Below are 24136 nucleotides of genomic sequence, written 5' to 3'. Positions count from 1 at the left end.
GAGGCCGCGCGCCGGATCGGGCAGCTCGGCGTGCTGTAAGGTGCCCGAGTCGCAACGATGAAGGGGCCCGCGCGTGGATCGACTGTGGAGCAAAATCGGCGTCCGTGCCACGTCGGTGGGCCTGCTCGTGGCCGGTGGGGTGGGCGGTCTCTACGTCGGTCAGGCCCACGACGAGCCACCGCAGCAGCCGGTGAGCGACGCCACGACCCTGGCCTTGCGCTCCGACGTTGACGAGATGGTGCTGCTGCGAGCCCGGCAGAACCAGCACGCCGCCGCCCGCTCGCTGCAACGCGAAGCCGTGAACGAGGCGGGCGAGAAGGCGGCGATCGAGGCGCAGTCGGCTGCCAAGAAGGCCCGCACCTCGGAGAAGCGGAAAATTGCCGCGAAGAGGGCCGGTACGGTCGAGATCCCGGGCAACTGCAACGCCTACAGCGGCAACAAGGCGATCGGCTGCGCGCTGGTGCTGCAGAGCGGCTTCGGGATCTCCCAGATGCCGTGCCTGAGCAACTTGTGGGACAAGGAGAGCGGCTGGAACCCCAAGGCCGCGAACCCGAGCGGGGCGTACGGCATCCCGCAGGCGTTGCCGGGCAGCAAGATGAGCTCGGCGGGCTCGGACTGGCGGACCAACCCGGCGACCCAGATCAAGTGGGGCCTGGGCTACATCAAGGGTCGCTACAGCACCCCCTGCGGCGCGTGGTCGTACTTCCAGGCACACGGCAACTACTGATCGTTCATAGCAGTCCGTTGTAGTCGGCGATGGTGAGCGGCTCGTCGGCCAGCGACCCGTCCGCGCGCGGTACGGCCAGGGGCTGACCGTTGGCTTCGAACGACACCGTGCCGACCTCGGTCTGCGAGGTCAGGGTGCACACGATCTGGGCGAAGCCGAGCACGTCGTCGCTGCGCACCAACTGGTCGGGCGGATCGGCGATGCTGACCGTCGCCCGGTGGTCGGCCAGCCGCAGGCCGGTCACCGACATGGTCGACAACGCGCTGGTCAGACCGGCCGCGGCCTCATCGGCGGTGGGGCCTGCCAGCAGCGCGGTCAAGCTCTGGTGCGGTCCGAGCAGAGCCGGGACCCTCCGCGGTACGCGCACAAGCCGGCCGTCGCGTACCAGGTAGAGCCGCAGCACCGCCGTACCGGCCTGATCCGGGGCGGTGCTGCCCGGGGCGTTGAGCACCCCGGGGGTCTCAATGGCGCGGGGCTCGTCGTCCAGCGGCACTCCGCACCCGGCCAGCGCCAGCACGGCGGCCACGAGCACGGCGACCAGCCGGGTCACGGCGCACACTCCGGCAGCTCGACCCGGAACCGCGCGCCACCGCCCGGCCGGTCGTGCACCGAGGCGGTGCCGCCGTGCGCGGCCGCGTGCTGGGCGACCAGGGCCAGCCCCAGCCCGGTGCCCGCCGAGTCGGCCCGGGCGTTCGCCGAGCGCCCCCGCACGAACCGGTCGAAGATCACCGGCTTGTCGTCCGGGCTGACCCCCGGCCCCTCGTCGTCCACCTCGATGCGACCCGTGGAAGCGGTCAGTGCCAGGCGTACGGCAACCGCGCCCCCGCCGTACGCCTGCGCATTCTCCAGCAGGTTGCCCATCAGCTGGCCGACCCGCCCGCGATCCACGCACCACGTGGCCGGGCCGCTGAGCGTCACGATGTCCGGGCTGATCCGGTGGTCGCGGCACACCCGGCGGGCCAGCTCGGGCAGGTCGACCGGGGCGCGGGTGGCCGGGCGGTCGCCGCGCGACAGCTCCAGCAGATCGTTCACCAGGTGCTGGAACCGGGCGATCTCGTCGGTGATCAGGCCCGCCGCGGTGGCCGTGCGGGCGTCGAGCTGGTCGCGGCGGCGTTCCAGCACGCTGGCCGCGTTCGCCAGGGTCTGCAACGGTGAGCGCAGCTCGTGGCTGACGTCGGCGGCGAAGCGGCGGTCGCGTTCCAGGCGGGCCTGCAGCTCGTCGACCATGTGGTTGAACGAGGTGGTGAGCCGGGCCAGATCGGGCTCGGCGGCCGGGTCGAGCCGGTACTTACCCGCGCCGCCGGCGATCTCCTGCGCCGCGTCGGCCACCCGGGTCAGCGGGCGCAGCACGTAGCGGCTCGCGTACCAGCCGAGCAGGGCGCCCAGCGCGGCCACGCTCACCGCCACCGCCGTCAGCACCGCCGTCAGCACCCCGAGCGTGTGGTCGAGTTCCTGCAGCGAGTCGACCTCGTAGAACACCGCGGTGGGCGAGAGCGGCACGGCGACCACGAGGGCGGCGCGGCCCTCGGCTCGTACCCGTTGCACCGAGGGTATGCCGTCGCCCGCCTCGCGTTGCAGGGCAACGGGAATGGCGTCGGTGACCCCGGTGTCGGCCTGGCGCGAATACCATTCGCCGTCGCGGTACAGCACCGCGCGGCGGCTGTCCCCGGTGTCCAATGTGCGCAGCAGGCTGCCGACCTCCTGCGAACCGAGCCCGGACCACACGATCGCCGCGTCGTAGTAGGCCGCGCGCACCGCCGTGCGTTCCCGCTCGCTGAGCAGCGACTGCCGGATCACCTGGAACGACACGAGCGCCAAGGTGGCCGACAGCGCGAGGGCGCCGGCAGCGAAGCCGGCGATGACCCGTACCCGCAATCCGGCCTTCTTCATCGTTGCAGCTTGTAGCCGAGGCCGCGGACGGTCACCAGGTGCTTCGGTGCCCCCGAGCCGTCCTCGATTTTCTGGCGCAGCCGGCCCACATGCACGTCGACCAGGCGCTCATCGCCGCCGTCGTAACCCCACACCCGCTGCAGCAACTGCTGGCGCGACAGGACACGGCCGGGGTGCTCACCCAACTCGCAGAGGAGCTGGAATTCGGTGCGGGTGACCGCCACCGCCTCGCCGTGCAGCCGCACCTCGCCGGCCTCGGGCGAGATCTCCAGATCGCCGAAGCGCAGCACCGGCGGCTCGTCGGCCAGTGCCACCCGGGCCCGCCGGCGCAACGCCCGCAGCCGGGCCGTCAGCTCCTTGACCGCCAACGGCTTGACCAGGTAGTCGTCGGCGCCCGCCTCCAGCGCCGCCACGATGTCATGGGTGTCGTCACGGGCGCTGATCACCACGATCGGCACGTCATCGCTGCGGCGCAACTGCCGGATGCACTCGAAGCCGTCGACGCCGGGCAGCATCAGGTCCACCAGCACCGTGTCGGCCGGCTGGCGGCGTTGTGCGGCGAGCCCCTCCTCGGCGGTGGGTGCACCGCTGGCCGCGTACCCCTCATCCTCCAGCGCTAGCACCAGGGAGAGCCGGATGCGGTCGTCGTCCTCGATCACCAGCACGGCTGACATGCCCCCAGTCTTGCCGGGCGGGACGGCCAACGGCGAATCCGGCCCCGGTCGCCGGGACACTTGTCACGCAACCGTCACATGGATGCGCAGGGCTTGCCACACGGCGCGGCCACCCTTGGGTGGTGCACCCTCAGGAGACGACTGTCGTGGTCACGGAGGCGCTGGACGGCGCCGCCGTGGAACGGTGGCGCCCCCGGCTGAGCGCGGCAGCGGCGCTGCGCCCGGCCCGGCTCGTGGTGGACCTGCGCCGCAGCCCGCGCATCGACGCCGCGGCCATCGGCCTGCTGCTGCAGTTGCACCGCGACTTGATGCGCACCGACGGCCGGCTCACCCTGCGGGCGCCGGTGGACCGGGTCCGCAGAATGCTCGGCCTGGCTCGCGTCGACCACGTCCTCGAGGTGGAGGAGGCCCGATGAACCGCTCTGAAGCCGCCGCCCGCGGTGCCGCCGGTCGCAGTGCCGCGGTGGTGCGCGCCCGCGCCGGGTGCGACTTGCGCCGGGAACTGCACAGCGCCGTCGACACCCATTCGCACGTGGTGGTCGACCTCGCCGAGGTGCCCACGCTCGACGACGCGATGCTCGGTCAGTTGGTCCGCGCGCACCGCAACGCCCGCCGCCGCGGTGGCATGGTGTGCCTGGCCGCGCCCTCCCGCGTGGTGATCACCGTGCTGCACACCATGCACGTGGACGGGCTGTTCCCCATGTTCGACGACTGCGGCGCGGCGCTGGAGTTCTTGGCGGAACCCGGCGAGCGCTCGGTCGACGGCGGTGAGGGCCGGCCGAGGAGCGGTGTCCAACTCGGCGTGGCGGGCCGGTAGCACGCCCGGCTGCACGCCGAGCTGGCCCGCAGCCAGGCCGAGGCCGAGGATGCCGCAACCCACGACTGCCCGACTGGGCTGGCCAACCGGGCCTTGCTCAAGACCAGCGCCGAGGCCCTGCCGGGCACTACCTGTCCGCCCAAACGCCGCGCGCACGCCATCACGTAGAGCCCCGGGACCGCAGTGACCACCATTCCGCGCCTTTGCGGACCAAAATGGTCGGCGAAGGACTAACTTGGTCCGTATGCGGCGGGGCCACCCGAGCGGAAATCGACGATGCGATCATCGACCACGCCGCTGAGCTGTTTGCCCGGCACGGCTACAAGGAAACCTCCGTGCAACGCATCGCCGACGCCACCGGCTACTCCAAGACCGGCCTGCTGCACCGCTTCGCCAGCAAGGAAGCCCTGTGGGCGGCCGTGGTCGAGCGCTGCACCGCTACCGTGCGTGAGGTGTCGGCCTCCGCTGCCGCGGTTCCGCCCGGCCCGGCGCGTGACCTGGCCGTGCTGCGCGCCCTCGCCGACGTCTCGCTGCGCCACCGTGGGTTTATCGCGCTGATATTGAGTGCATTCAGCCAGCTGACCGAGCCCGGCGAATCGGCACTGCTCGACGAGATCGGGGCCGCGCTGCTCGCCGCGTTCGGCCTCCAGCCCACCGGCAGCGCACCGGCCCGCCCCGCACCGACCCGCCCCGAGGTGCTGCGGCTCGCGCGGGTGACCGGCGCGCTCGGAGCGCTGGCGGTCACCGCGCTCGGGCTGCGCAACCTTCCCCCCGACAATGTGCGCGAGCACCTTGTCACCGTGAGCTACGACGCGCTGGGGCATCCGCACCCGGCCGGGCACTGAGAGGACACACCTGAGTCATGGCTACCTTTCTGCACCAACTCGGGCTGGGGGCGTTCCGGCACCGGATCGTGGTCACGGCCGTCTGGTTCCTGGTGCTGCTGGCCACCGGCGTGGGGGCAGTGACGCTGGCCGGCAAGACGGTCAACTCGTTCAGCATCCCGGGTCAGGAGTCCAGCACGGCGCTCACCCTGATCGACAAGCGCTTCGGCTCCGGCGCCAACGGCGCTACCGCCCAGGTGGTGATGGCCGCCCCGACCGGCGCCAAAGTCACCGACCGGGCCAACGCGGCCAAGGTCGCGGCGCTGGTCGCTCAGCTCGCCAAGCTGCCCGGCGTGGCCGGCGCCTCCAACCCGCTGGACCCCAAGTCCGCGACGGTGTCGGCTGACCAGGCCGCGGCGTACAGCACGGTGACCTACCCGGTGGAGGCGGCGCAGATCACCGACGAGCAGCGCGCTGCCCTGCACGACGCGGTCGCCGCGGCCGGGGCGAGCGGGCTGACCGTCGAGGTCAGCGGGGAGGCCAGCCAGGAGAACGCCGCCGACATCGGGGGGCCGGCCGAGCTTCTCGGTGTGGTCGTGGCGCTGCTGGTGCTGGCGCTGACCTACGGCTCGCTGGTGACTGCCGGGATGAACCTGATCACCGCGATCGTGGGGGTCGGCATCGGCGCGCTGGGCATCACCACCCTCAGCGGCTTCGTCGACCTGCAGTCCACCACCCCGATCCTGGCCGTCATGCTCGGGCTGGCCGTGGGCATCGACTACGCGCTGTTCATCGTTACGCGCCACCGGCAGGAGCTGCGGCAAGGACGTACGCCCGAAGCCGCCGCCGCGCTGGCTGTGGGCACCGCTGGCTCCGCCGTGGTCACCGCGGGCATCACGGTGGTGATCGCGCTGGCCGGCCTGGCCATCGCCGGGATCCCGTTCCTGACCGAGATGGGTCTGGCCGCCGCCGGCACCATCGTGGTGGCCGTGCTGGTCGCGGTCACGCTGGTCCCGGCCGTGCTCGGCTTCATCGGCCGCCGCGCGCTGCCCCGCAAGTTGCGGGCCCCCGGCGCCCTCGAGGCCGCCGCCGCGCCGGCCACCGAGGGGCGGGGCTTCTACCGGGGCTGGGGTGCCACGGTCACCCGGCACCGGGTGCTGAGCCTGCTGGGCGCTGTGGCCGTACTCGCGGTCATCGCTGTTCCGTTCTTCTCCATGCGCACCTCCCTGATCCAGCCGCCCGCCGCCGGCAGCACCCAGGCCAAGGCGGACGCCCTGATCGCGAAGCACTTCGGTCCCGGCTTCTCCGGCCCGCTGCTGGTGCTGGTCGACGGGACCGGCGCCCCGCAGCGCGCCACCACGATCGCCGCCGGCGTGCAGAAGCTGCCCGGCGTCGCGGTGGTGGCCCCGCCCACGCCCAACCAGAACGGCTCGGCCGCGCTGCTCACCGTCATCCCGGCCTCCGAACCCGACAGCGCCGAGACAGTCGACCTCGTGCACGCCATGCGCGACTCCTTCCACGGCGAGAGGGGCGTGTACGTCACCGGCCAGACCGCGATCAGCGTCGACGTGTCGCAGAAGCTGGACGACGCCCTGCCGCGCTACCTGATCCTGGTCGTCGGGCTGGCGCTGCTGCTGCTCATCCTGGTGTTCCGCTCGGTGCTGGTGCCGGTGGTCGGCGTGCTCGGCTTCCTGCTCACCATCGGTTCGGCGCTGGGCGCCACCACTGCGGTGTTCCAGTGGGGCTGGCTGCAGCAGATCGTGAACGCCGAGACCACCGGGCCGCTGCTGAGCCTCTCGCCGATCATCGTCATCGGCATCCTGTTCGGCCTGGCCATGGACTACCAGGTCTTCCTGGTCTCGCGGATGCACGAGGCGCACGCGCACGGCGCCAGCCCCCGCGACGCGGTGGTCACCGGCTTCCGCCAGGCCGCCCCGGTCGTGGTGGCCGCGGCGACCATCATGTTCGCGGTTTTCGCCGGCTTCGTGCCCGAGGGCAACGACACCATCAAGCCGATCGCGTTCGCGCTGGCCATCGGCATCCTGTTCGACGCCCTCATCGTGCGCATGATCGCGGTGCCGGCGGCGCTGAGCCTGCTCGGGCGCTCCGGCTGGTGGCTGCCGTCGTGGCTGCAGTGGCTACCGGTGCTCGACGTCGAGGGTGCGGCCCTGGAACGCGAGGCGCGCCCGGCCGCCGGCACCCCGGCCCCGGAACCCGCGCACCGCTGAGCGGCAGGGTAACCGGCGGGGCGATGACGGGGGCGGAGACCGAGGCCACGCGGCAGGGCTGCGACAAGATCCGGTTGTACACCAACGAGGTGATGACTGAGAATTTCGCGTACTACGCGCAGCCGGGCTACGGCGCGCGTACCTCAGGAAGCGGGGGACCGGGGATGATCAAGACTGAGCGGTTGCTGCTGCGGCCGTTGACGAGCGCGGACACCGAGGCGTTGCTGGAGTACCGCGGGCGCGAGGATGTCTGCCGGTACGTGCCGTTCGAGCCGATGACCGCCGAGGTCATCGCGCACCGGCTGGCCACCCAGTGGGCCACCACCGAACTCACCGACGAGGGCCAGGCGCTGACGCTGGGCGCCGAGATCACGGCCACCGGGGAGCTGGCCGGGGACGTGGTGCTGTTCTGGCGCAGCCGCGAGCACCGCGGCGGCGAGCTCGGGTACGTGTTCAACCCCCGCTTCGCTGGTCAGGGCTACGCCACCGAGGCGGCCTGGGCGCTGCTCGCGCTGGCCTTCGACGAGCTGGGCCTGCACCGGGTCATCGCACGCCTGGACGAGCGCAACGAAGCCTCGGCGAAGGTGGCGCGCCGGCTCGGGATGCGCCTGGAGGCCCGGCTGGTCAGCAACGAGTTGTTCAAGGGCGAATGGTCCACCGAGCTGGACTTTGCCATCCTGCACGAGGAGTGGCTCAGCCCGGGGTCGTGACTCGCAGGTCGGCGTCGATTGCCGCCGTGGTGGCCAGCAGCCGCGGCAGCAGGGCGTGCATCTCGGCCACCGAAGTACGGCTGGCGTGCACCGAGATGTTCACCGCGGCCACGACCGCGCCGCTGCGGTCGTGCACCGGCGCCGCCATCGAGCGCAGCCCCTCCTCGAGTTCCTGGTCGACCAGGGCCCAGCCCTGCTCGCGCACGGCGGTCAGCTCCGCGGCCAGCGCCGGTGCCGAGGTGATGGTGCGCTCGGTGAGCCGGTGCAGGGCAACCCGGTCGAGGAACGCGGCGACCTCGGCGTCGGGCAGGTGGGCGATCAAGGCCCGGCCCATGGACGTCGCGTACGCCGGGAAGCGCGTCCCCACGTTGATCGCCACGGTCATGATGCGGCGCGTGGGCACCCGGGCCACGTAGACGATGTCGTCGCCGTCGAGCACCGACAGCGACGAGGACTCGTGCACGTCGGCGGCCAGGCTCTCCAGGTGCGGCTGGGCCACCTCGGGCAGCGACAGGCTGGACAGGAACGCGTACCCCAATTCGAGCACCCGCGGCGTCAGCGAGAACATCCGGCCATCGGTGCGTACGAACCCCAGGTCGCTCAGCGTCAGCAGGAACCGGCGGGCGGCGGCCCGGGTCAGCCCGCACAGCCGGGCGACCTCGCTGAGCGTGAGCTCGCGGTGGTGGGCGTCGAACGCGCGGATCACGGCCAGCCCGCGTTCCAGCGACTGCACGAAGTACGGCTCCCGACCCGGCACCGGCGTCCTCCCACGGTCGCTCACAACCCTCGCCGCGGCCCGGATCCGGCGCGGCCTGCCATCGAAGTCGATCATTGACGTGACCCACGCCACAGTCTTACGTTCTCTTGGTGAACTTACGTGCGTTGTGCGCACAACTCCAGGAGGGTCGCCCATGCGACGCATGCTGACCGCGCTGGTCGTTCTCGTCCTCGCCGGTGCCGCAGCCGGGTGCAGCTCCTCGGCCGGCCCCGATTCCTCCGGCGGCGTCGACCGCGTCAAGGTCGGCGTGATCCCGATCGTCGACGTCGCACCGATCTATCTCGGACAGCAGCGCGGCTTCTTCGGCTCCCGCAAGATCGAGCTGAGCATGGAGAGCGGCCAGGGCGGCGCGGTGATCGTGCCCGGCGTGGTCAGCGGGCAGTTCCAGTTCGGGTTCAGCAACCTGACCTCGCTGCTGATCGCGCAGACCAAGAACGTGCCGGTCAAGGCGGTGGCGGCCGGGGTCGCGTCGACCGGGCAGGCCGGCAAGGACTTCGGCGGCGTGGCGGTGCGCGGGGACAGCCCGATCAAGGACGCCGCGGGGCTGGCCGGCCAGAAAATAGCTGTCAACACCCTCAAGAACATCGGCGACACCACGGTACGGGAGTCCGTGCGCAAAGCCGGCGGTGACCCGGCCACCATCTCGTTCGTGGAGATCCCGTTCGCGAACATGCCCGCCGCGGTGCAGAACGGCCAGGTCGACGCGGCCTGGGTGGTCGAGCCGTCGCTGTCGCAGATCACCGCGGCGGGGGGCCGGGTGGTCGCCTGGAACTACGTCGACGCGGCGCCGGAGCTCACCGTGGCCGCCTACTTCACCTCCACCAAGCTGGCCGCGGACAACCCCGGCCTGGTCAAACGCTTCACCGAGGCGATCACCGAGTCGCTGACCTACGCCGGCGCCCATCCCGACGAGGTCCGGGCCGCGCTGGCCACGTACACCAAAATCGATCCGAAGCTGCGGGAGACGCTGACGCTGCCGGAATGGCCCGCGCAGATCAACCGGGCGTCGGTGCAGGCGCTTGCCGATCTGGGCGCGCGGGACGGCATCTTCGGTACGGCCTCGCCGGACCTGACCAAGATCCTGCCGTGATGCTGCGCCTGTCCGGGCTGGCCGGGCTGCTCGGGCTCGCCGAACTGCTGCCCCGGCTCGGGCTGGTTGACGACGACTATCTGCCACCGGCCTCCCGCATTGTCGCAGCGCTGGCCGCCGAGGCCCGCACGGCGGCGTTCTGGACAGCGGTCGGTGACACGCTGACGGCATGGGCGATCGGATTGGTCATCGCTTGCACGCTCGGCGTCGCGGCCGGGGTGCTGATCGGCGCCGTCCCGGTCCTGCGGACATGGACGGCGTCGACCATCGAGTTCCTTCGCCCGATCCCGTCCGTCGCGCTCATCCCGCTCGCCGTGCTGCTCTACGGCACCGGGCTCGGATCCACGCTGCTGCTCGTGGTGTACGCCGCGTTCTGGCAAGTACTCGTGCAAGTACTGCACGGCGTGGCCGATGTGGACCCCGTTGCCGAGGAAACCGCGCGTAGCTTCCGGTTCAGCGCCTGGGCCCGGGTGCGGCACGTGCTGTGGCCGACCGCGCTGCCGTACGTGTTCACCGGGCTGCGCCTGGCCGCCGCTGTCGCGCTCGTGCTCGCCGTCACCGCCGAACTGGTCATCGGTGCGCCCGGACTCGGCTCGGTCATCGCGGTCGCGCAGAGCTCCGGGGCGATCGCCACCATGGACGCGCTCATCGTGGTCACCGGGCTGCTCGGCGTCGCCATCAACCTCGGCGCCCGGCTGGCCGAACGCCGGCTGCTGTCCTGGCACCAATCCGTGCGCGGGGAGGTGGCCGGGTGATCCGCCGGTTCCTGACGGTTCTTGCGCTGCCGGTAACGCTTTTCCTCTTCTGGTACGTCGCCAGCCGCACCAGTGAAAGTTTCTATGCCCCGCCGCTGCGGACCATCCTCGTCGCCTTCGGGGACACGTGGACCTGGCCGCGCCTGCGAGCCGACGTGCTGCCCAGCCTGGGGCGGCTGGCGGCGGGCTATCTCCTGGCGGCACTGCTGGGTGTGGGCCTGGGCATCGCGGTGGGGGCGAGCCGGCGGTTGCGGGCTGCGGCCGAGCCGGTGCTGGAGTTCTTCCGCGCGGTGCCGCCGCCCGTGCTCGTACCGGTGATCATGGTGTTTGCCGGGATCGGGAACGCCATGAAGGTCATCGTGATCGTGTCCGGGTGCGTGTGGCCGATTCTGCTCAACACGGTCGAGGGCGTGCGGGCGGTGGACGCGGCGCTCAGCGACACGAGCCGGGCCTACGGCATCACCGGGTTCGCCCGGCTGCGCTACTTGCTGCTGCCCGGTGCCGCACCGCAGATCATCACCGGGCTGCGCCAGGCGCTGTCGCTGGCGATCATCCTCATGGTGATCAGCGAGATGGTCGCCGCCAGCAACGGACTGGGCTTCACCATCGTGCAGTTCCAGCGCAGCTTCGCCATCCCGCAGATGTGGAGCGGCATCATCGTGCTGGGGTTGCTCGGATTCGTGCTGTCGGAACTGTTCCGGCTCGGCGAACGGTTCGCGCTCGGCTGGTACCACGGTCGCCGCGAGGCGCAGCGACGCTCCTAGGAGGAACCCATGCTCGAGGTCAGCGGGCTGCGCAAGGTGTACCGCTCGCAGCGGCGCGAGGTCGAGGCGATACGCGATCTGACATTCACTGTGGACGATGGTGAACTGGTCTGCGTGGTCGGCCCGTCGGGCTGCGGGAAAACCACATTGCTGCGCTGCGTCGCCGGATTGCTCGGCCCCACCGGGGGAGCAGTGCGTCTGGCCGGAAATGCGGTAACCGGCCCGCCGCCGGGAATGGCAGTCGTTTTCCAGGAGTACGGCCGCAGCTTGTTTCCCTGGCTGAGCGTGCACGACAACGTGGACCTGCCACTGCGGCAGAAACGGGTGCCCAGGCCGCGGCGGGCCGCATTGGTGTCCGAGGCGTTGACCGCTGTGGGATTGGACGGCACGCAGCAGTCCAACCCGTGGCAACTGTCCGGTGGGATGCAGCAGCGGGTGGCCATTGCGCGGGCGGTCGCGTACGAGCCCAGCGTGCTGCTGATGGACGAGCCGTTCGCCGCTGTTGACGCGCAGACCCGCGCCGAGCTGGAGGACCTGGTCCGCGCGTTGTGGCAGCGTCTGGGCGTGACGATCCTGTTCGTCACCCACGACATCGACGAGGCGGTGTACCTGGGTCAGCGGGTGCTCGTGCTGTCCGCGTCGCCGACCGTGGTGCAGGACGAATTGCTGGTGGACCTGCCCGCCGCGCGCGATCAGTTGCACACCCGCGCCGATGCGCGCTTCACCGCTCTGCGGGCGCGGGTCTACGAACAGATACAGGCGGCGAAAGGAGCGCAACCAAATACCGCCATCAGTAGTTGATCAAGACGTGCGACTATTTTCCGTTCCCGTCCTGGCCCTGACGGCCGCCGTTTCGCTGCTGCCGGCGCCAGCCTCAGCGGCGCCCTCGATTGCTTCGCGCTCCAGCGCCGCCCCGGAATTCAATTCCACGGTGTGGGCGCTGGCTTTTCGTGGGGATGTCATCTATGCCGGGGGCTCTTTCACGCAGGTGAAGTCCCACGGGAAAACGTACACGCGCAAACGACTGGCCGCGTTCTCCGCCCGTACCGGCGCATTGTTGCCCTGGAATCCCACCGCCAACGGCACCGTGCGCTCGCTGGCCGTCACCTCCTCGGGCCCTCAGGCCATCTACGCCGCAGGCGACTTCGACGAGATCAACGGCCTGCGCCGCGACTCGATCGCGCGGTTCGACGCCTCGACCGGCAAGCTCGCCGCGTTCTCGCACAAGGTCTCCGGCGAGGTGAGCACGCTGGCCATCGGTAACGGCCGGGTGTACGCCGCCGGCTCGTTCAAGTCCGTGGACGGCACCACCCGCAACAACCTGGTCGCGTTCCGGCACACCACCGGCGCCCTCGACCGCTCCTTCCACCCGTCGGTCGACAGCCGCATCCGCGCGCTCGCCGCCGCCGGCACCCGGCTGTACCTGGGCGGCGACTTCCACAAGGTCAACGGCTCGCCCGCGCGCCGCCTCGCCGCCGTCGCCACCGCCAACGGCCGCCTGGTCAAGGGCTTCAAGCCCGCCGCCCCGGCCACCGTCATGGACGTCGCCATCTCGCCGAGCGGCATCAGCGTCTCCAGCGGCGGCCCGGGTGGGCGCGCGGCCGGCTACACCGCGACGGGCAAGGTCCGCTGGACCCACCTGTTCGACGGCGACGTGCACAACCTGGCAGTGCTGGGCTCCACCACGTACGTCGGCGGGCACTTCGACCGCGCCTGCAAATCCACCAGCACCATCAAGCAGCTTGGCTGCCCGGCCGGCTACGCCTCCCGGGTCAAGCTGGCCGCGCTGGACAGCAACGGCAAGCTGACCGCGTGGGACCCGCGGCTCAACGGCAAGGTCGGCGTGCAGGTGCTGACCGCCGGCAACGGCAAGGTCGCCGCCGGTGGCGCGTTCACTGCCGTGGGCGGGAGCAGCCGGGAGCGGTTCGCCCTGTTCGGCTGAGCGGATCACCGCCGGTGGTGGGAGGGTGCGGGCAGATGACGCCATCGCGTCCTCCCACTGCGCTCTGAGCCGCCCGTGAACGAGCGGCCCGCTGGGCGCTTCAACCGGGTCGTGTTCGTGGCCTTGGGGATGGTGCTGATCGTCGCCGGTGGGACGATGACGGTATGGCCCGACTGAGCGCACAGCAGATAGCCGACGAAAAACTGGACGGGTGGGCGTACCTGATGAACAGCCTGCGCACCCGCGTGCCCACCCCCGACTTCGCCGCCGGGCTCGCCCTGGTCAACGCCCTGGGCGAGGCAGCCGAGCGGGCCGACCACCACCCCGACCTCGACCTGCGCTACACCCACGTGGACATCCGCCTCACCAGCCACGACACCGGCGCGGTAACCGGGCGCGACATCCGCATGGCCCGCACCATCTCCACGCTGATCGCCGAGGCCGGCCTCACCTGCGAGTGCGCGGGTCTCACCCAGGTCGAATTTGGTCTCGACACCCCCGCGCACGCCGCGATCTCCCCGTTCTGGGCGGCGATCCTGCGCGGCGAGGCGCACGGCAACGACGTACGCGACCCGCACGGCATGGTCGCGACGCTCTGGTTCCAGCAGTCCGGTTCCGAGGAGCCCCGCCAGCACTGGCACCCGGACATCTGGGTGGACCCGGCGCAGGCTCAGCCGCGCATCGACGCGGCGCTCGCGGCCGGCGGCACCCTGGTCAGCGATGCCGAGGCGCCGAGTTTCTGGGTGCTCGCCGACCCCGACGGCAACAAGGCATGCATCTGCACCTGGCAGAACCGGGCCTAGATTCTGTTTCGCAGGGGATGGCCGGCCAGCGGCGCCTGGCCGGTGGACGCCCATGGTGATGGACTGAGCTTTCAGAACGGGAACTTCTTGGGGCGCTGCTGAAGGGTTATCCAGCGCAGGTCGGTGAACGCCTCCAGGCCGGCGCGCCCACCGAACCGGCCGTAGCCCGAGGCGCCGACGCCACCGAACGGGGCAGTGGGATCGTCGTCCACGGACTGGTCGTTGACGTGGGCGATGCCGGTGCGCAGGCGGCGGGCCACGCCCAGGCCGCGCGAGAGGTCGCGGGTCAGCACGCCGGCGGTCAGGCCGTACGGGCTGTCGTTGGCCACCGCCACCGCTTCGTCATCGCCGTCGACGCTGAGCACGGTGCAGACCGGGCCGAAGATCTCCTCGGTGTGGATGCGCATCCCCGCTGTGACGGCGGACAGGACTGTTGCGGGGTAATGGGAACCTGTGGGCGTACCCCCGCCGGAAAGCACGTGGGCGCCGCCGGCTGCCGCGTCGTCGACCAGAGCGGCCACCCGCCCGGCCGCTGCGGGGTTGATCAGCGGGCCGATCACCGTACGCGGATCGGCCGGATCGCCGGACGGTAGCGCCTTGGCCTTGTCCGCCAGGCGCGCGGCGAACTCGGCGGCCAGCGACCGGTCCACCAGCACCCGGTCGGCCGACATGCAGATCTGCCCGGAATTGAGGTAGGCGCCGAACGCCACCGCATCGACCGCATACTCCAGGTCGGCGTCGTCGAGTACCAGCACCGCATTCTTTCCGCCCAGCTCCAGCACTGCCGGGGTCAGGTGCCGCGCGGCGAGTTCGCCGATGATGCGGCCCACCGTCGTCGAACCCGTGAAATTGACCCGCCGTACGCGCGGATCGGCGATCAGCGCCTGCGCCACCGGCGCCGCGTCGGCCGGGTCGTTGGTGATGACGTTGAGCGCCCCCGGCGGCAGGCCGGCGTCGCGCAGCACGTCGGCCAGGAACAGCGCGCAGGCCAGCGGCGCGTCCTCGCTGGCCTTGACCACCACGGTGTTGCCCGCGGCCAGGGGAGCGGCGATGGCGCGGGTGCCGAGGATGAGCGGTGCGTTCCAGGGTGCGAACGCGGCGACCACTCCCGCGGGCTGGCGCACGGCCAGCGAGAGGGCGTCCGGGTTGTCGCCCGCGAGCACCTCGCCGACCGGCAACGTGGTCAGGGCGGCGGCCTCGCGCAGCATCGCGGCGGCCAGGCCCACGTTGAACATCGACCAGGCCAGCGTGCCCCCGGTCTCACCGGCCATCAGCGTGGCTGCTTCGGTGGCTCGGGCTTCGAGCAGGTCGCCGGCCTGGGCGAGGACCTTGCGGCGCTGTGCGGGCGGGGCCGAGGACCAGATGGGGAATGCTTGGCTGGCGGCGTCGACCGCGCGCTTGACGTCTTGCGGGCCGGCGGCGGCGACGCGGGCGAGCAGATGGCCGTTGTGCGGGTTGCGATCCTCGGTGGTGCGCCCGTCCGCGGCCGGGACGTCCTCGCCGCCGATGAGCAGGAAACGGTCGACCGGCATGGCGCAGCCTCCCTGATCACGGTCTTTCGGGATGCTCTCTGATGTTCGGGATGCGAACACCGGTACGCATCCCGGCGCTGGCGAAAACGCTATCGCCGTCGCTGAAGCCGGTCAATGTCGCGGTGATGTTCCAAGCCATGGAGACCCTTGCACCTCTCCGCAAGAGTTTCCAGGGTCTACAGTGACGCCCATGCGCGCACGACTCTCCGACATCGCGCGCCAGGCCGAGGTCAGCGAGGCGACCGTGTCGCGCGTGCTCAACGACCGGCCCGGCGTCTCCGCCGACACCCGCCAGGCGGTGCTGACGGCGCTCGACGTGCTCGGCTACGAACGCCCGGAGCGCTTGCGCAAACGCAGCGCCGGCCTGGTCGGCCTGGTCGTACCCGAGCTGGAGAACCCGATTTTCCCGGCCTTCGCCCAGACCATCGAGTCGGCGCTGAGCCAGTCCGGGTTCACCCCGGTGCTGTGCACCCAGCCCCCCGGCGGCGTCACCGAGGATGAGTACGTGGAGATGCTGCTGGACCGCCAGGTCTCCGGCATCGTGTTCGTGTCGGGCCTGCACGCCGACACCACAGCAGATCATGAGCGCTACCGGAAGCTCGTCGACCGCCCCCTGCCCATCGTGCTCATCAACGGCTACGCCGAGGGCCTGGACGCCCCGTTCATCTCCTGCGACGACCGCCTGGCCGCCGAGCTCGCGGTCAACCACCTGGTCGCCCTCGGGCACCGCCGCATCGGTTTCGTCTCCGGCCCCGACCGTTTCCTCAACGTCCAAAGAAAACTCGAGGGCTACCGTACGGCCATGCGCCGCGAACTCGGCCTGCGCGACCGCGAACTCGACGAGCTGGTGGCGCTGACCTTGTTCGGCGTGGAGGGCGGCGAGGTGGCGGCCGGGCAACTCCTGGGCCGAGGGGTGACCGGCCTTGTCTGCGGATCGGACCTGATGGCCCTGGGCGCCATCCGAGCGGCCCGCCGCCGGGGATTGTCGGTGCCGCGGGACGTGTCGGTGGTGGGGTTCGACGACTCGCCGCTGATCGCCTTCACCGACCCGCCGCTGACGACGCTGCGGCAACCGGTGGCAGCGATGGGGAACGCTGCCATTCGTCAGCTGGTCGATGAGATCAACGGGCACGGGGCGCCGCGGTCGGAGTACGTGTTCTCGCCGGAGCTGGTGGTTCGGGGGTCTACGGCTATCAATGCCGGGGCTCGGGGGAGTGAGGTGGAGCGGGACGCGGAGAGTGTGGGGTCTTCGGCGGCTTGATCGGCGGGGGCGTTGCGCTCTGCTTGCCTGACGCCTGCGCGGTATGCCGGACCTCGGGTTTCCTCACGCCGCATGCCGGCCACGTCGCCCGCACCAGCCTGCCCGGCGATGCATTCCTTCACAATTGGCGCCCGGCGGCGCCATGCGGTGCCTGCCGGGGGAGATTGTTAAGTGGATCTTTGAAAGTTCTTGCGGGTGCTGCTGGGGCTGCGGGCGGGTGCGACCTGGCGGTTCGACGCTTCGATGCGACAGCGGGGTGATCAAGCCTGTAAGAAACATCCGGCAAGATGGGACATTAGCCGCGAGAGCATCGAGGGGTATCGCTTTACCGGTGTGAAACACGCTGCTAACTTCCACGGCACTGCGCAAGAAATTTCAGGCGCAGGGAGATCCGGCGCTTCCCCCGCGTCCCCCTGGAGGCTTCCCATGCGTAACCGGAAGGTCGTTGCCAGCGCGGCGACCGCCATCGTCACCGCTGCGGTCGGCGCATACGGCATCATCGGCGGTGTCACTGCGCCGGCAGCAGCGTCGCTCACCGGCGCCGCGGCGCTTTCGCCAGCGAGCCCGGGTGCGAAGGACACCATCGTTCATCTCTTCGAATGGCCGTGGGCCTCGGTTGCCAGCGAGTGCACCTCCGTCCTGGGCCCCAAGGGCTTCGGTGGCGTGCAGGTCTCCCCGCCGCAGGAACACGTTGTGTTACCCGGCTCCGGTTACCCGTGGTGGCAGGATTATCAGCCGGTCAGCTATCAGCTCACCACGCGCCGGGGTAACCGGACGCAATTCGCAAACATGGTGTCGACATGTCATGCGGCCGGCGTCAAGATTTATGTGGATGCCGTTGTCAATCATATGGCCGGTGGCGGTTCGACGGGTGCGGGCAGCGCCGGTTCGACCTACAGCCACTATGCGTACCCGTCGGTGCCGTACGGCAATGACGATTTTCACCACTGCGGGCGCAACGGTAATGACGATATCGCCAACTATGGTGACCGCTGGGAGGTGCAGAATTGCGAGCTCGTTGACCTCTCCGACCTGAGGACCGAATCAACGTACGTGCGCGGCAAGCTGACGGCGTACCTCAATGATCTGGTTTCCCTGGGGGTCGACGGTTTCCGGGTGGACGCCGCGAAACACATGCCCGCCGCCGACATGTCCGCGTTCATCAACCCGGTTACCGGTGACCCTTACGTGTTCTCCGAGGTTATCGAGGGCGGTAGCGGTGAGCCGGCGCCGCAGGAGTACACCGGGATCGGCGATGTGACGGAATTCCGGTATGGCGATGTGGTGGGGGCAGCGTTCAAGAATGGCAGCCTGTCGAACCTGAACAATGTTCCCAGCTCCATGCTGTTGAGCAGTGGCGACGCGGTCGCTTTCATTGACAATCACGACACCCAGCGCAATGGGCGGGCGACGCTGACCTACAAGGACGGCAGTTCGTACGCGTTGGCCGAAGCCTTTATGATCACCTATCCGTATGGCGTGCCGCAGGTCATGTCGAGCTTCACCTTCAGTAACGCCGACCAGGGGCCGCCTTCATCGAGCAACGGCACGACGAACGCGGTGAGTTGCGGTAGCGGCTGGCAGTGCGAGCACCGGGCGCGTACCACGGCGAACATGGTGGGCCTGCGCAATGCGGCGGCCGGCGCAGCGGTGACGAACTGGTGGAGCAACGGGTCCAATCAGATCGCGTTCGGGCGTGGCAGCAACGCGTATGTGGCGTTCAACCGCTCGGGCTCGGCGCTGACCCGCACCTTCCAGACCTCGCTGCCCGCGGGCACCTACTGCGACGTCATGACCGGCGACTTCACGAACGGCACGTGCGGTGGGACGGCGTACACGGTTGACAGCTCTGGGCAATTCACGGCAACAGTCGGGGCCAACGCGGCGCTCGCTCTGCATATCAATGCCCGGGGCGGAAATGCCAATCCCACCGGGTGTACGACCGCAGCAGTCAACGTGGAAGCCACTGTGACAACCACGTTCGGCCAGAACGTCTTCGTTACCGGTAACACCGCTGCACTGGGTAACTGGGACCCGGCTCAGGCGGTGGCGCTGTCCTCGGCGTCGTACCCGGTATGGAAGGCGACTGTGAACCTGCCGGGCAGCACCTCGGTGCAGTACAAGTACATCAAGAAGGAGGGCTCGACGGTGACGTGGGAGAGCGACCCCAACCGCACCCGGACGACGCCGAATGCAAGCCCTTGCAGCGCCACGTGGGCAGATTCCTGGCGATGAGAGTGACGCTTCTCTCCGGGGCCGGTCGCACAGCCGGTGCGGCCGGCCCCGCTCGCTCACCCGGATGCTGGGCCAGCGCTCATTGATCGTTCTCACTGATCGGCCCCGTTCCGTCGCCGCGACACCCCAGCCGCCGGGCCGGGAGGGGCCGCCTCGACCGCGGGAGGTAAACGCATGCCGGAAATGGACGTCGCTCTCCAGGACTCGATGCAGATCGACGGAGCGATCGGCGTTGCGCTTGTCGACTACACCAGCGGCATGGCGCTGGGCATCGCGGGCGGCACCCCGGAGTTGGACCTGGCGGTGGCGGCGGCCGGCAACACCGATGTGGTCCGGGCCAAGCTGCGGGCCATGGAGATGCTGGGCATCCGCGAGCAGATCGAGGACGTGCTGATCACGCTGGAGACGCAGTACCACCTGATCCGGCCGCTCAAGGGCCGCGCGGGCGAAGGGCTGTTCCTCTACCTGGCGCTGGTGAGGTCGAAGGCCAACCTGGCAATGGCCCGCCACCAGCTCCGGCGCATCGAATCCGGCCTCGACGTCTGAGCCCGTCCTCGGAATATCGACGGTACGCCAGCGCCGAGCTGCCCCGGCATCCATGGTGAGCTGTGGGCCGCGGACGCGAAGATCTACCTCTTCGACTACGCGCGGCACCGGCGCGGCGTGGGGCCGCGCCTGGTCGAGCTGATCGGTGGGGCCGCCGGCCCTGCCTGGTTCGTGGACGTGCGTCGCCGGCTCGGGGAGCATCTCGCCGGGCAGTGGCGAGCCGGCCCTGCATCTGCAACGCAATCCGGTGGGTTGAGGCGCCCCCGTCAGAGCTGAGCCGGGGGTCATGCCCGGACGCGCACCGCGATGCGGGAAAATGGGGGTTGACGAGACGACAGGGGAAGTTGGAGATCGTGGCTGAAGTTGCAGGACCCGTCGACTGGGTGAGCCGGTTCGCCGACGAGGTGATCGCCGCCGCGGAGCCGGGGCGGCCCGTGGTGTGCGCGTCCGGGCTGAGCCCGTCCGGGCCGATCCACCTGGGCAACCTGCGTGAGGTGATGACCCCGCACCTGGTCGCGGACGAGATCCGCCGCCGGGGGCACGAGGTGGTGCACCTGATCTCATGGGACGACTACGACCGGTTCCGCAAGGTGCCGGCCGGGATCCCGCCGGAGTGGGCCGAGCACATCGGCAAGCCGCTGACCGCCGTGCCCGCGCCGCCCGGCAGCCGGTTCCCGAACTGGGCCGAGCACTTCAAGGCCGCGATGATCGACTCGCTCGCCGAGATGGGTGTCGAGTACCGGGGCATCAGCCAGACCGAGATGTACACCTGCGGGGCGTACCGGGACCAGGTTCTTCTGGCCATGCGCGAGCGTGCCCGCATCGACGAGATCCTGGACCGCTACCGCACGAAGGGCCGGCCGGCCAAGGGGCCCAAGCAGAGCCAGAAGCTCGACGAGGCGGAGGCGGCAGCGGCAGCGGCGGCCGAGGAAGGCTCGGGCGCGGCCGACGAGGACGACGGCACCGCGACCACCGGCTACTTCCCCTACAAGCCCTACTGCGGCGAGTGCGGCAAGGATCTGACGACGGTCACGGCCTACGACGACCAGAGCACCGCCATGGCGTACGAGTGCACGCTCGACGGCTTCACCGAGACCGTCCTGCTGTCGGAGTTCAACCGGGGCAAGCTGGTCTGGAAGGTCGACTGGCCGATGCGCTGGGCGTACGAGGGCGTGCTCTTCGAACCCTCGGGCGTCGACCACTCCTCGCCCGGGTCGTCCTTCGTGGTCGGCGGGCAGATCGTCAGCGAGGTGTTCGGCGGACGGCAGCCGATCGGACCGATGTACGCGTTCGTGGGCATCAGCGGCATGGCCAAGATGTCGAGTTCGCGTGGCGCCGTGCCGACCCCGGCCGACGCGCTGGGCATCATGGAGCCGGCCTTGCTGCGCTGGCTGTACGCGCGCCGCCGGCCGAATCAGTCGTTCAAGATCGCGTTCGATGCCGAGATCCAGCGCATGTACGACGAGTGGGACGCCCTGGCGGCCAAGATCGCGGCCGGCACCGCCGCCCCGGCCGACGAGGCCGCCCACGACCGCGCGGTCCGCACGGCGGGCACGACGCTGCCGGTGACGCCGGTGCCGATCGCGTACCGCACCCTCGCCTCGATCGTCGACATCACCACCGGCGACGACGAGCAGACCCTGCGCATCCTGCACGACCTCGACCCGCAGCGGCCGGTGACCGCGCTGGCCGAGGTGCGCCCCCGCCTCGACAAGGCGCAGGTGTGGGTGAACACCCAGATGGACGCCGACGCCCGCACGCAGGTACGCACCGAGCCCGACAAGGAGCTGCTCGCCTCGCTCGAGGAGGACCAGCGCGAATCCCTGCGCCTGCTCGCCGCGGGCCTGACCGGCAACTGGTCGCTGAGCGGGCTCACCACGCTGCTCTACGGGGTGCCCAAGACGATGGCCGGCCTGCCCGCCGACACCAAGCCGACGAACGAGCTCAAGGTCGCCCAGCGCGCGTTCTTCGTGCTGATCTACCGCCTGCTGATCGGCAAGGAGACCGGCCCCCGGCTGCCCACGCTGCTGCTGGCGGTCGGCGCGGACCGGCTGCGCACCCTGATCGGGCAGTAGCCGGACGTGGCGGAGGGCGACTCGATCAGGCGTCTCGCCACCCGCCTGCACACCACGTTCGCCGGCGCGCCGGTGCTCGACAGCGAGTACCGGCGCGGTGGTGAGGTGCCGGTGCGCTTCGCCGGCGACACGCTCACCGAGGTCGCGGCGGTGGGTAAGCACCTGCTGATGCGTTTCGCCAGCGGCCGTACGCTGCACAGCCATCTGCGCATGCAGGGTTCCTGGCGCACCCACCGCCCGGCGTGGCGCCCCCGGCCGGTAGCCGATCGGCTCGGTGCCTGGCTGGATCTGGGCGAGCGGGGGGTGCTCGCGGCGCACGACATGCCGGTGCTGGAGGTCGTCGCAACCACGCGCGAGCACACGGTGATCGGCCATCTCGGCCCGGACATCCTGGCCGCCGACTGGGCGGAGCGGATCGGCGAGGCGGTGGCGAACGTGGCGGCAGCCCCGGACCTGCCCATCCGGCAGGCGCTGATGGATCAGCGCAACCTCTGCGGGATCGGCAACCTGTGGGCGGTCGAGTCGCTGTTCATCGGGGGGATTCATCCGTACGCCCGCAGCGGCGCCATCGACATTGCGGCAACGCTCGACCGGGCGCACCGCATGATGCTGCTCGGCCTGCGCAACGCCACCCAGTCGACCACCGGGGATCTGCGCCGCGGCCGTACGCACTGGGTGTACGGGCGATACCGCCGGCCCTGCCTGCGCTGCGGCACCCCCGTCGCGTTCCGGGCCGCCGGTGCCGACCCGTACGACCGGGAAACGTGGTGGTGCCCGCACTGCCAGAGCACGCGCAGGCAGGTGTGAATGGCTGACCCGAAACGGGGGACTGCAGCCAGGACACCTGCGCCGACGGTGAATTATTCTTCCAGCACCGGCAAGGTGATGCGAAAACAGGCGCCCTCCTCGACCCTGGTGTCCAGCGTGACCGTGCCGCCGTGGTATTCGACGATCTTCTTCACGATGGCCAGTCCGATGCCCGTGCCCTCATAGGCCTCGCGCGGGTGCAGACGCTGGAAGATGACGAAGACCTTGTCGGCAAATTCCGGTTCGATGCCGATGCCGTTATCCCGTACGGTCACAGCCCAGTGGTCGTCCTCGCGAACGCCGGTGACGCTGATTTTCGGCGGCACCCCGGGGCGGCGGAACTTGAGCGAGTTGCCGATCAGGTTGGTGAACAGCGTGGTCAGCAACGGCTCCTCGCCGCGTACCGTGGGCAGGCCCGACCAGCTGATCTCGGCATCCGCACCGGCGCGTTCCTCCAGTTGCGAGCGTACCTGGGTGAGCACGCGGCCGAGGTCCACGGCGGTGAAGCCGGTGGTGAGCCGGCCGATGCGGGAGAACGCCAGCAGGTCGTTGATCAGCCGTTGCATGCGTTCGGCCCCGTCCACGGCGAACGCGATGTACTGGTCGGCGCGTGCGTCGAGCTGGCCGGCGTACCGGCGTTGCAGGAGCTGGCAGAAACTTGCGACCTTGCGCAACGGCTCCTGCAAGTCGTGCGAGGCGACGTACGCGAATTGCTCAAGATCGCGGTTGGAGCGGGTCAGCTCCTCGGCCTGCACCTTGAGCTGCGCGTTGCCCCACTCGATCTGCGCCCGCGCTTGCTGCACCTCGCGCAGCTCAGCGGCGATCTTGCGCCGCATGGCGTCGACGTCGCGGGCCAAAGCGCGGAACTCCGGCGAGCCGCGCCCGGTGATGTCGTGGTCGTAGTCCCCGGCGGCCACCGTGCGGATCTGGCCGGCCAGGTGCAGCACCGGCCGGTTGACCAGCCGGTCGAGCAGCACCATCAGCGCCGCCCCGGCCAGGGCGACGGCCGCCGCCGCAAGAAGTTCCAGCGCGACCAGCGACCCGCCGGTGTCCTTGGCACGTTGCACCGCAGCGTTGCGCACGGTCGAGATGTCGCCCTGCAGTTGCGCGACGGCGGCGCGGACAGCGTCGAACTGCTGGGTGCTGGAAGCGCCGGGAAGTGCTTGCCCCGCTTGCGGTCCACCGCTGCGCACCGCCGCGATGACCGCCTCGGCGACGGTGGTGCGCCACTGGGTGGACCGCTGCCGGACCAGGTCGAGGTCGGCCGTGACCGCCTTGTCGCTGCGGCCACTGGCGTTCAAGGTGGCGATCTGGTCCAGCAGCTGGGTCTCGGCTGCGCGGCCGCGGTCGTACGGGGAGAGGTTGTCCTGTCTGCCGCTGAGCAGGAACCCGCGCATCCCGGTCTCCTGGTCCACGAAGGCCGCGTCCAGGCTCTGCCCCGCCGTGCGCATCGGGCCGGTCTTGTTGACCAGCACGTCGATGCGCCCGCTGCTGTCCTCGGCGATCAGCGCCGCCGCGACGCTGAGCGCGACCAGCAGCAGGCTCAGCCCCCCGCAGATGGCCATGACGCGGCTGCGCAAGGTCCACGAACGAAAACGCGTCGCGGGCATGACCGGCTCCCCAGGTGTGCGGACGAGGTCATGAGTATCCACAACGCCGCAAACCGGCCGCTGGGCGG

At 70.4% G+C, this 24136-nt stretch carries 23 protein-coding genes; 17 read left to right on the top strand and 6 right to left on the bottom strand.

The features are described 5' to 3' along the window. Positions 1-73: 73 nt before the first annotated feature. Positions 74-727, top strand: coding sequence for a transglycosylase SLT domain-containing protein (locus tag TFC3_RS34430; protein ID WP_067510474.1), 654 nt, complete (start codon positions 74-76; stop codon positions 725-727). Positions 728-731: 4 nt separating this feature from the next. Here the strand turns inward: TFC3_RS34430 and TFC3_RS34435 are convergent, their stop codons facing one another. The 3 genes from TFC3_RS34435 to TFC3_RS34445 are packed head-to-tail and all read right to left on the bottom strand — an operon-like array spanning position 732 to position 3291. Beyond that, the gene (locus TFC3_RS34435) at positions 732-1277 is read right to left on the bottom strand and encodes a GerMN domain-containing protein (protein ID WP_236718637.1); all 546 of its coding nucleotides are present in this window, start codon (positions 1275-1277) and stop codon (positions 732-734) included. Continuing rightward, entirely contained in the window at positions 1274-2617 is a 1344-nt protein-coding gene (locus TFC3_RS34440; RefSeq protein ID WP_067510472.1) for a cell wall metabolism sensor histidine kinase WalK, read from the bottom strand. The genes TFC3_RS34435 and TFC3_RS34440 overlap by 4 nt, the downstream gene beginning before the upstream one ends. Further along, positions 2614-3291 (bottom strand): response regulator transcription factor, encoded by a 678-nt coding sequence (locus TFC3_RS34445; RefSeq protein ID WP_067510470.1) that lies wholly within the window; start codon positions 3289-3291, stop codon positions 2614-2616. Before TFC3_RS34445 ends, TFC3_RS34440 begins: the two co-directional genes overlap by 4 nt. Positions 3292-3413: 122 nt before the next feature. Here TFC3_RS34445 and TFC3_RS38400 point away from each other — a divergent pair, with 122 nt between their 5' ends. From TFC3_RS38400 to TFC3_RS34470, 5 genes are all read left to right on the top strand, one after another. Continuing rightward, positions 3414-3707 carry an STAS domain-containing protein gene (locus TFC3_RS38400; RefSeq protein ID WP_161952737.1) on the top strand — a complete coding sequence of 98 codons (294 nt, stop codon included), beginning with the start codon at positions 3414-3416 and terminating at the stop codon, positions 3705-3707. Next, complete coding sequence (locus TFC3_RS34455) at positions 3704-4108, top strand: STAS domain-containing protein (RefSeq protein WP_067510466.1); 405 nt, start codon at positions 3704-3706, stop codon at positions 4106-4108. The genes TFC3_RS38400 and TFC3_RS34455 overlap by 4 nt, the downstream gene beginning before the upstream one ends. Before the next feature lie 203 nt (positions 4109-4311). After that, on the top strand, positions 4312-4953 hold the full coding sequence (locus TFC3_RS34460) for a TetR/AcrR family transcriptional regulator (RefSeq protein WP_236718636.1): 642 nt from the start codon (positions 4312-4314) through the stop codon (positions 4951-4953). Between the two features lie 17 nt (positions 4954-4970). After that, positions 4971-7160: an MMPL family transporter gene (locus TFC3_RS34465; protein WP_067510462.1), complete on the top strand. Its 2190-nt coding sequence runs from the start codon at positions 4971-4973 to the stop codon at positions 7158-7160. 23 nt (positions 7161-7183) lie between these two features. Further along, the gene (locus TFC3_RS34470) at positions 7184-7870 is read left to right on the top strand and encodes a GNAT family N-acetyltransferase (RefSeq protein WP_369819736.1); all 687 of its coding nucleotides are present in this window, start codon (positions 7184-7186) and stop codon (positions 7868-7870) included. Here TFC3_RS34470 and TFC3_RS34475 read toward each other — a convergent pair. Next, positions 7854-8627: an IclR family transcriptional regulator C-terminal domain-containing protein gene (locus tag TFC3_RS34475; RefSeq protein ID WP_236718635.1), complete on the bottom strand. Its 774-nt coding sequence runs from the start codon at positions 8625-8627 to the stop codon at positions 7854-7856. The genes TFC3_RS34470 and TFC3_RS34475 overlap by 17 nt on opposite strands. A 154-nt stretch (positions 8628-8781) precedes the next feature. Here TFC3_RS34475 and TFC3_RS34480 point away from each other — a divergent pair, with 154 nt between their 5' ends. The 6 genes from TFC3_RS34480 (at position 8782) to TFC3_RS34505 (ending at position 14002) form a co-directional block, all read left to right on the top strand. Continuing rightward, the gene (locus TFC3_RS34480; protein WP_067510460.1) at positions 8782-9738 is read left to right on the top strand and encodes an ABC transporter substrate-binding protein; all 957 of its coding nucleotides are present in this window, start codon (positions 8782-8784) and stop codon (positions 9736-9738) included. Beyond that, entirely contained in the window at positions 9738-10493 is a 756-nt protein-coding gene (locus TFC3_RS34485) for an ABC transporter permease (protein ID WP_067510531.1), read from the top strand. Before TFC3_RS34480 ends, TFC3_RS34485 begins: the two co-directional genes overlap by 1 nt. Further along, positions 10490-11257 carry an ABC transporter permease gene (locus TFC3_RS40275; protein ID WP_067510458.1) on the top strand — a complete coding sequence of 256 codons (768 nt, stop codon included), beginning with the start codon at positions 10490-10492 and terminating at the stop codon, positions 11255-11257. The genes TFC3_RS34485 and TFC3_RS40275 overlap by 4 nt, the downstream gene beginning before the upstream one ends. Positions 11258-11266: 9 nt before the next feature. Beyond that, positions 11267-12058 carry an ABC transporter ATP-binding protein gene (locus TFC3_RS34495; protein ID WP_067510456.1) on the top strand — a complete coding sequence of 264 codons (792 nt, stop codon included), beginning with the start codon at positions 11267-11269 and terminating at the stop codon, positions 12056-12058. 7 nt (positions 12059-12065) lie between these two features. Beyond that, positions 12066-13199 (top strand): hypothetical protein, encoded by a 1134-nt coding sequence (locus tag TFC3_RS34500; protein WP_067510454.1) that lies wholly within the window; start codon positions 12066-12068, stop codon positions 13197-13199. 164 nt (positions 13200-13363) lie between these two features. Beyond that, positions 13364-14002 carry a 4a-hydroxytetrahydrobiopterin dehydratase gene (locus TFC3_RS34505; protein ID WP_067510452.1) on the top strand — a complete coding sequence of 213 codons (639 nt, stop codon included), beginning with the start codon at positions 13364-13366 and terminating at the stop codon, positions 14000-14002. Positions 14003-14073: 71 nt separating this feature from the next. On the opposite strand, the gene TFC3_RS34510 is transcribed toward TFC3_RS34505, so the two are convergent. After that, on the bottom strand, positions 14074-15534 hold the full coding sequence (locus tag TFC3_RS34510) for an aldehyde dehydrogenase family protein (protein ID WP_067510450.1): 1461 nt from the start codon (positions 15532-15534) through the stop codon (positions 14074-14076). A gap of 190 nt (positions 15535-15724) precedes the next feature. Between TFC3_RS34510 and TFC3_RS34515 the strand changes: the two genes are divergently transcribed. From TFC3_RS34515 to TFC3_RS34535, 5 genes are all read left to right on the top strand, one after another. Then, positions 15725-16795 (top strand): LacI family DNA-binding transcriptional regulator, encoded by a 1071-nt coding sequence (locus TFC3_RS34515; RefSeq protein ID WP_067510448.1) that lies wholly within the window; start codon positions 15725-15727, stop codon positions 16793-16795. 195 nt (positions 16796-16990) lie between these two features. Next, positions 16991-19030 carry a carbohydrate-binding module family 20 domain-containing protein gene (locus TFC3_RS34520; protein WP_236718634.1) on the top strand — a complete coding sequence of 680 codons (2040 nt, stop codon included), beginning with the start codon at positions 16991-16993 and terminating at the stop codon, positions 19028-19030. A gap of 174 nt (positions 19031-19204) precedes the next feature. Beyond that, positions 19205-19576, top strand: a complete 372-nt coding sequence (locus TFC3_RS34525; protein WP_067510444.1) for a hypothetical protein — start codon at positions 19205-19207, stop codon at positions 19574-19576. A 353-nt stretch (positions 19577-19929) separates the two neighbouring features. Further along, positions 19930-21651 carry a lysine--tRNA ligase gene (lysS, locus tag TFC3_RS34530; protein ID WP_067510529.1) on the top strand — a complete coding sequence of 574 codons (1722 nt, stop codon included), beginning with the start codon at positions 19930-19932 and terminating at the stop codon, positions 21649-21651. A gap of 6 nt (positions 21652-21657) precedes the next feature. Further along, a complete protein-coding gene (locus TFC3_RS34535) occupies positions 21658-22458 on the top strand; it encodes a DNA-formamidopyrimidine glycosylase family protein (RefSeq protein WP_067510442.1) in 801 nt (266 codons plus the stop codon). Positions 22459-22511: 53 nt separating this feature from the next. On the opposite strand, the gene TFC3_RS34540 is transcribed toward TFC3_RS34535, so the two are convergent. Continuing rightward, positions 22512-24068: an ATP-binding protein gene (locus tag TFC3_RS34540; RefSeq protein ID WP_067510441.1), complete on the bottom strand. Its 1557-nt coding sequence runs from the start codon at positions 24066-24068 to the stop codon at positions 22512-22514. Between the last annotated feature and the right edge of the window lie 68 nt (positions 24069-24136).

The organism is Actinoplanes sp. TFC3 (assembly GCF_001553785.1).
Classification (GTDB): Bacteria; Actinomycetota; Actinomycetes; order Mycobacteriales; family Micromonosporaceae; genus Actinoplanes.
Note: the sequence above shows the minus strand (reverse complement) of the source record. Positions and strands in the feature narration are given on the sequence as shown.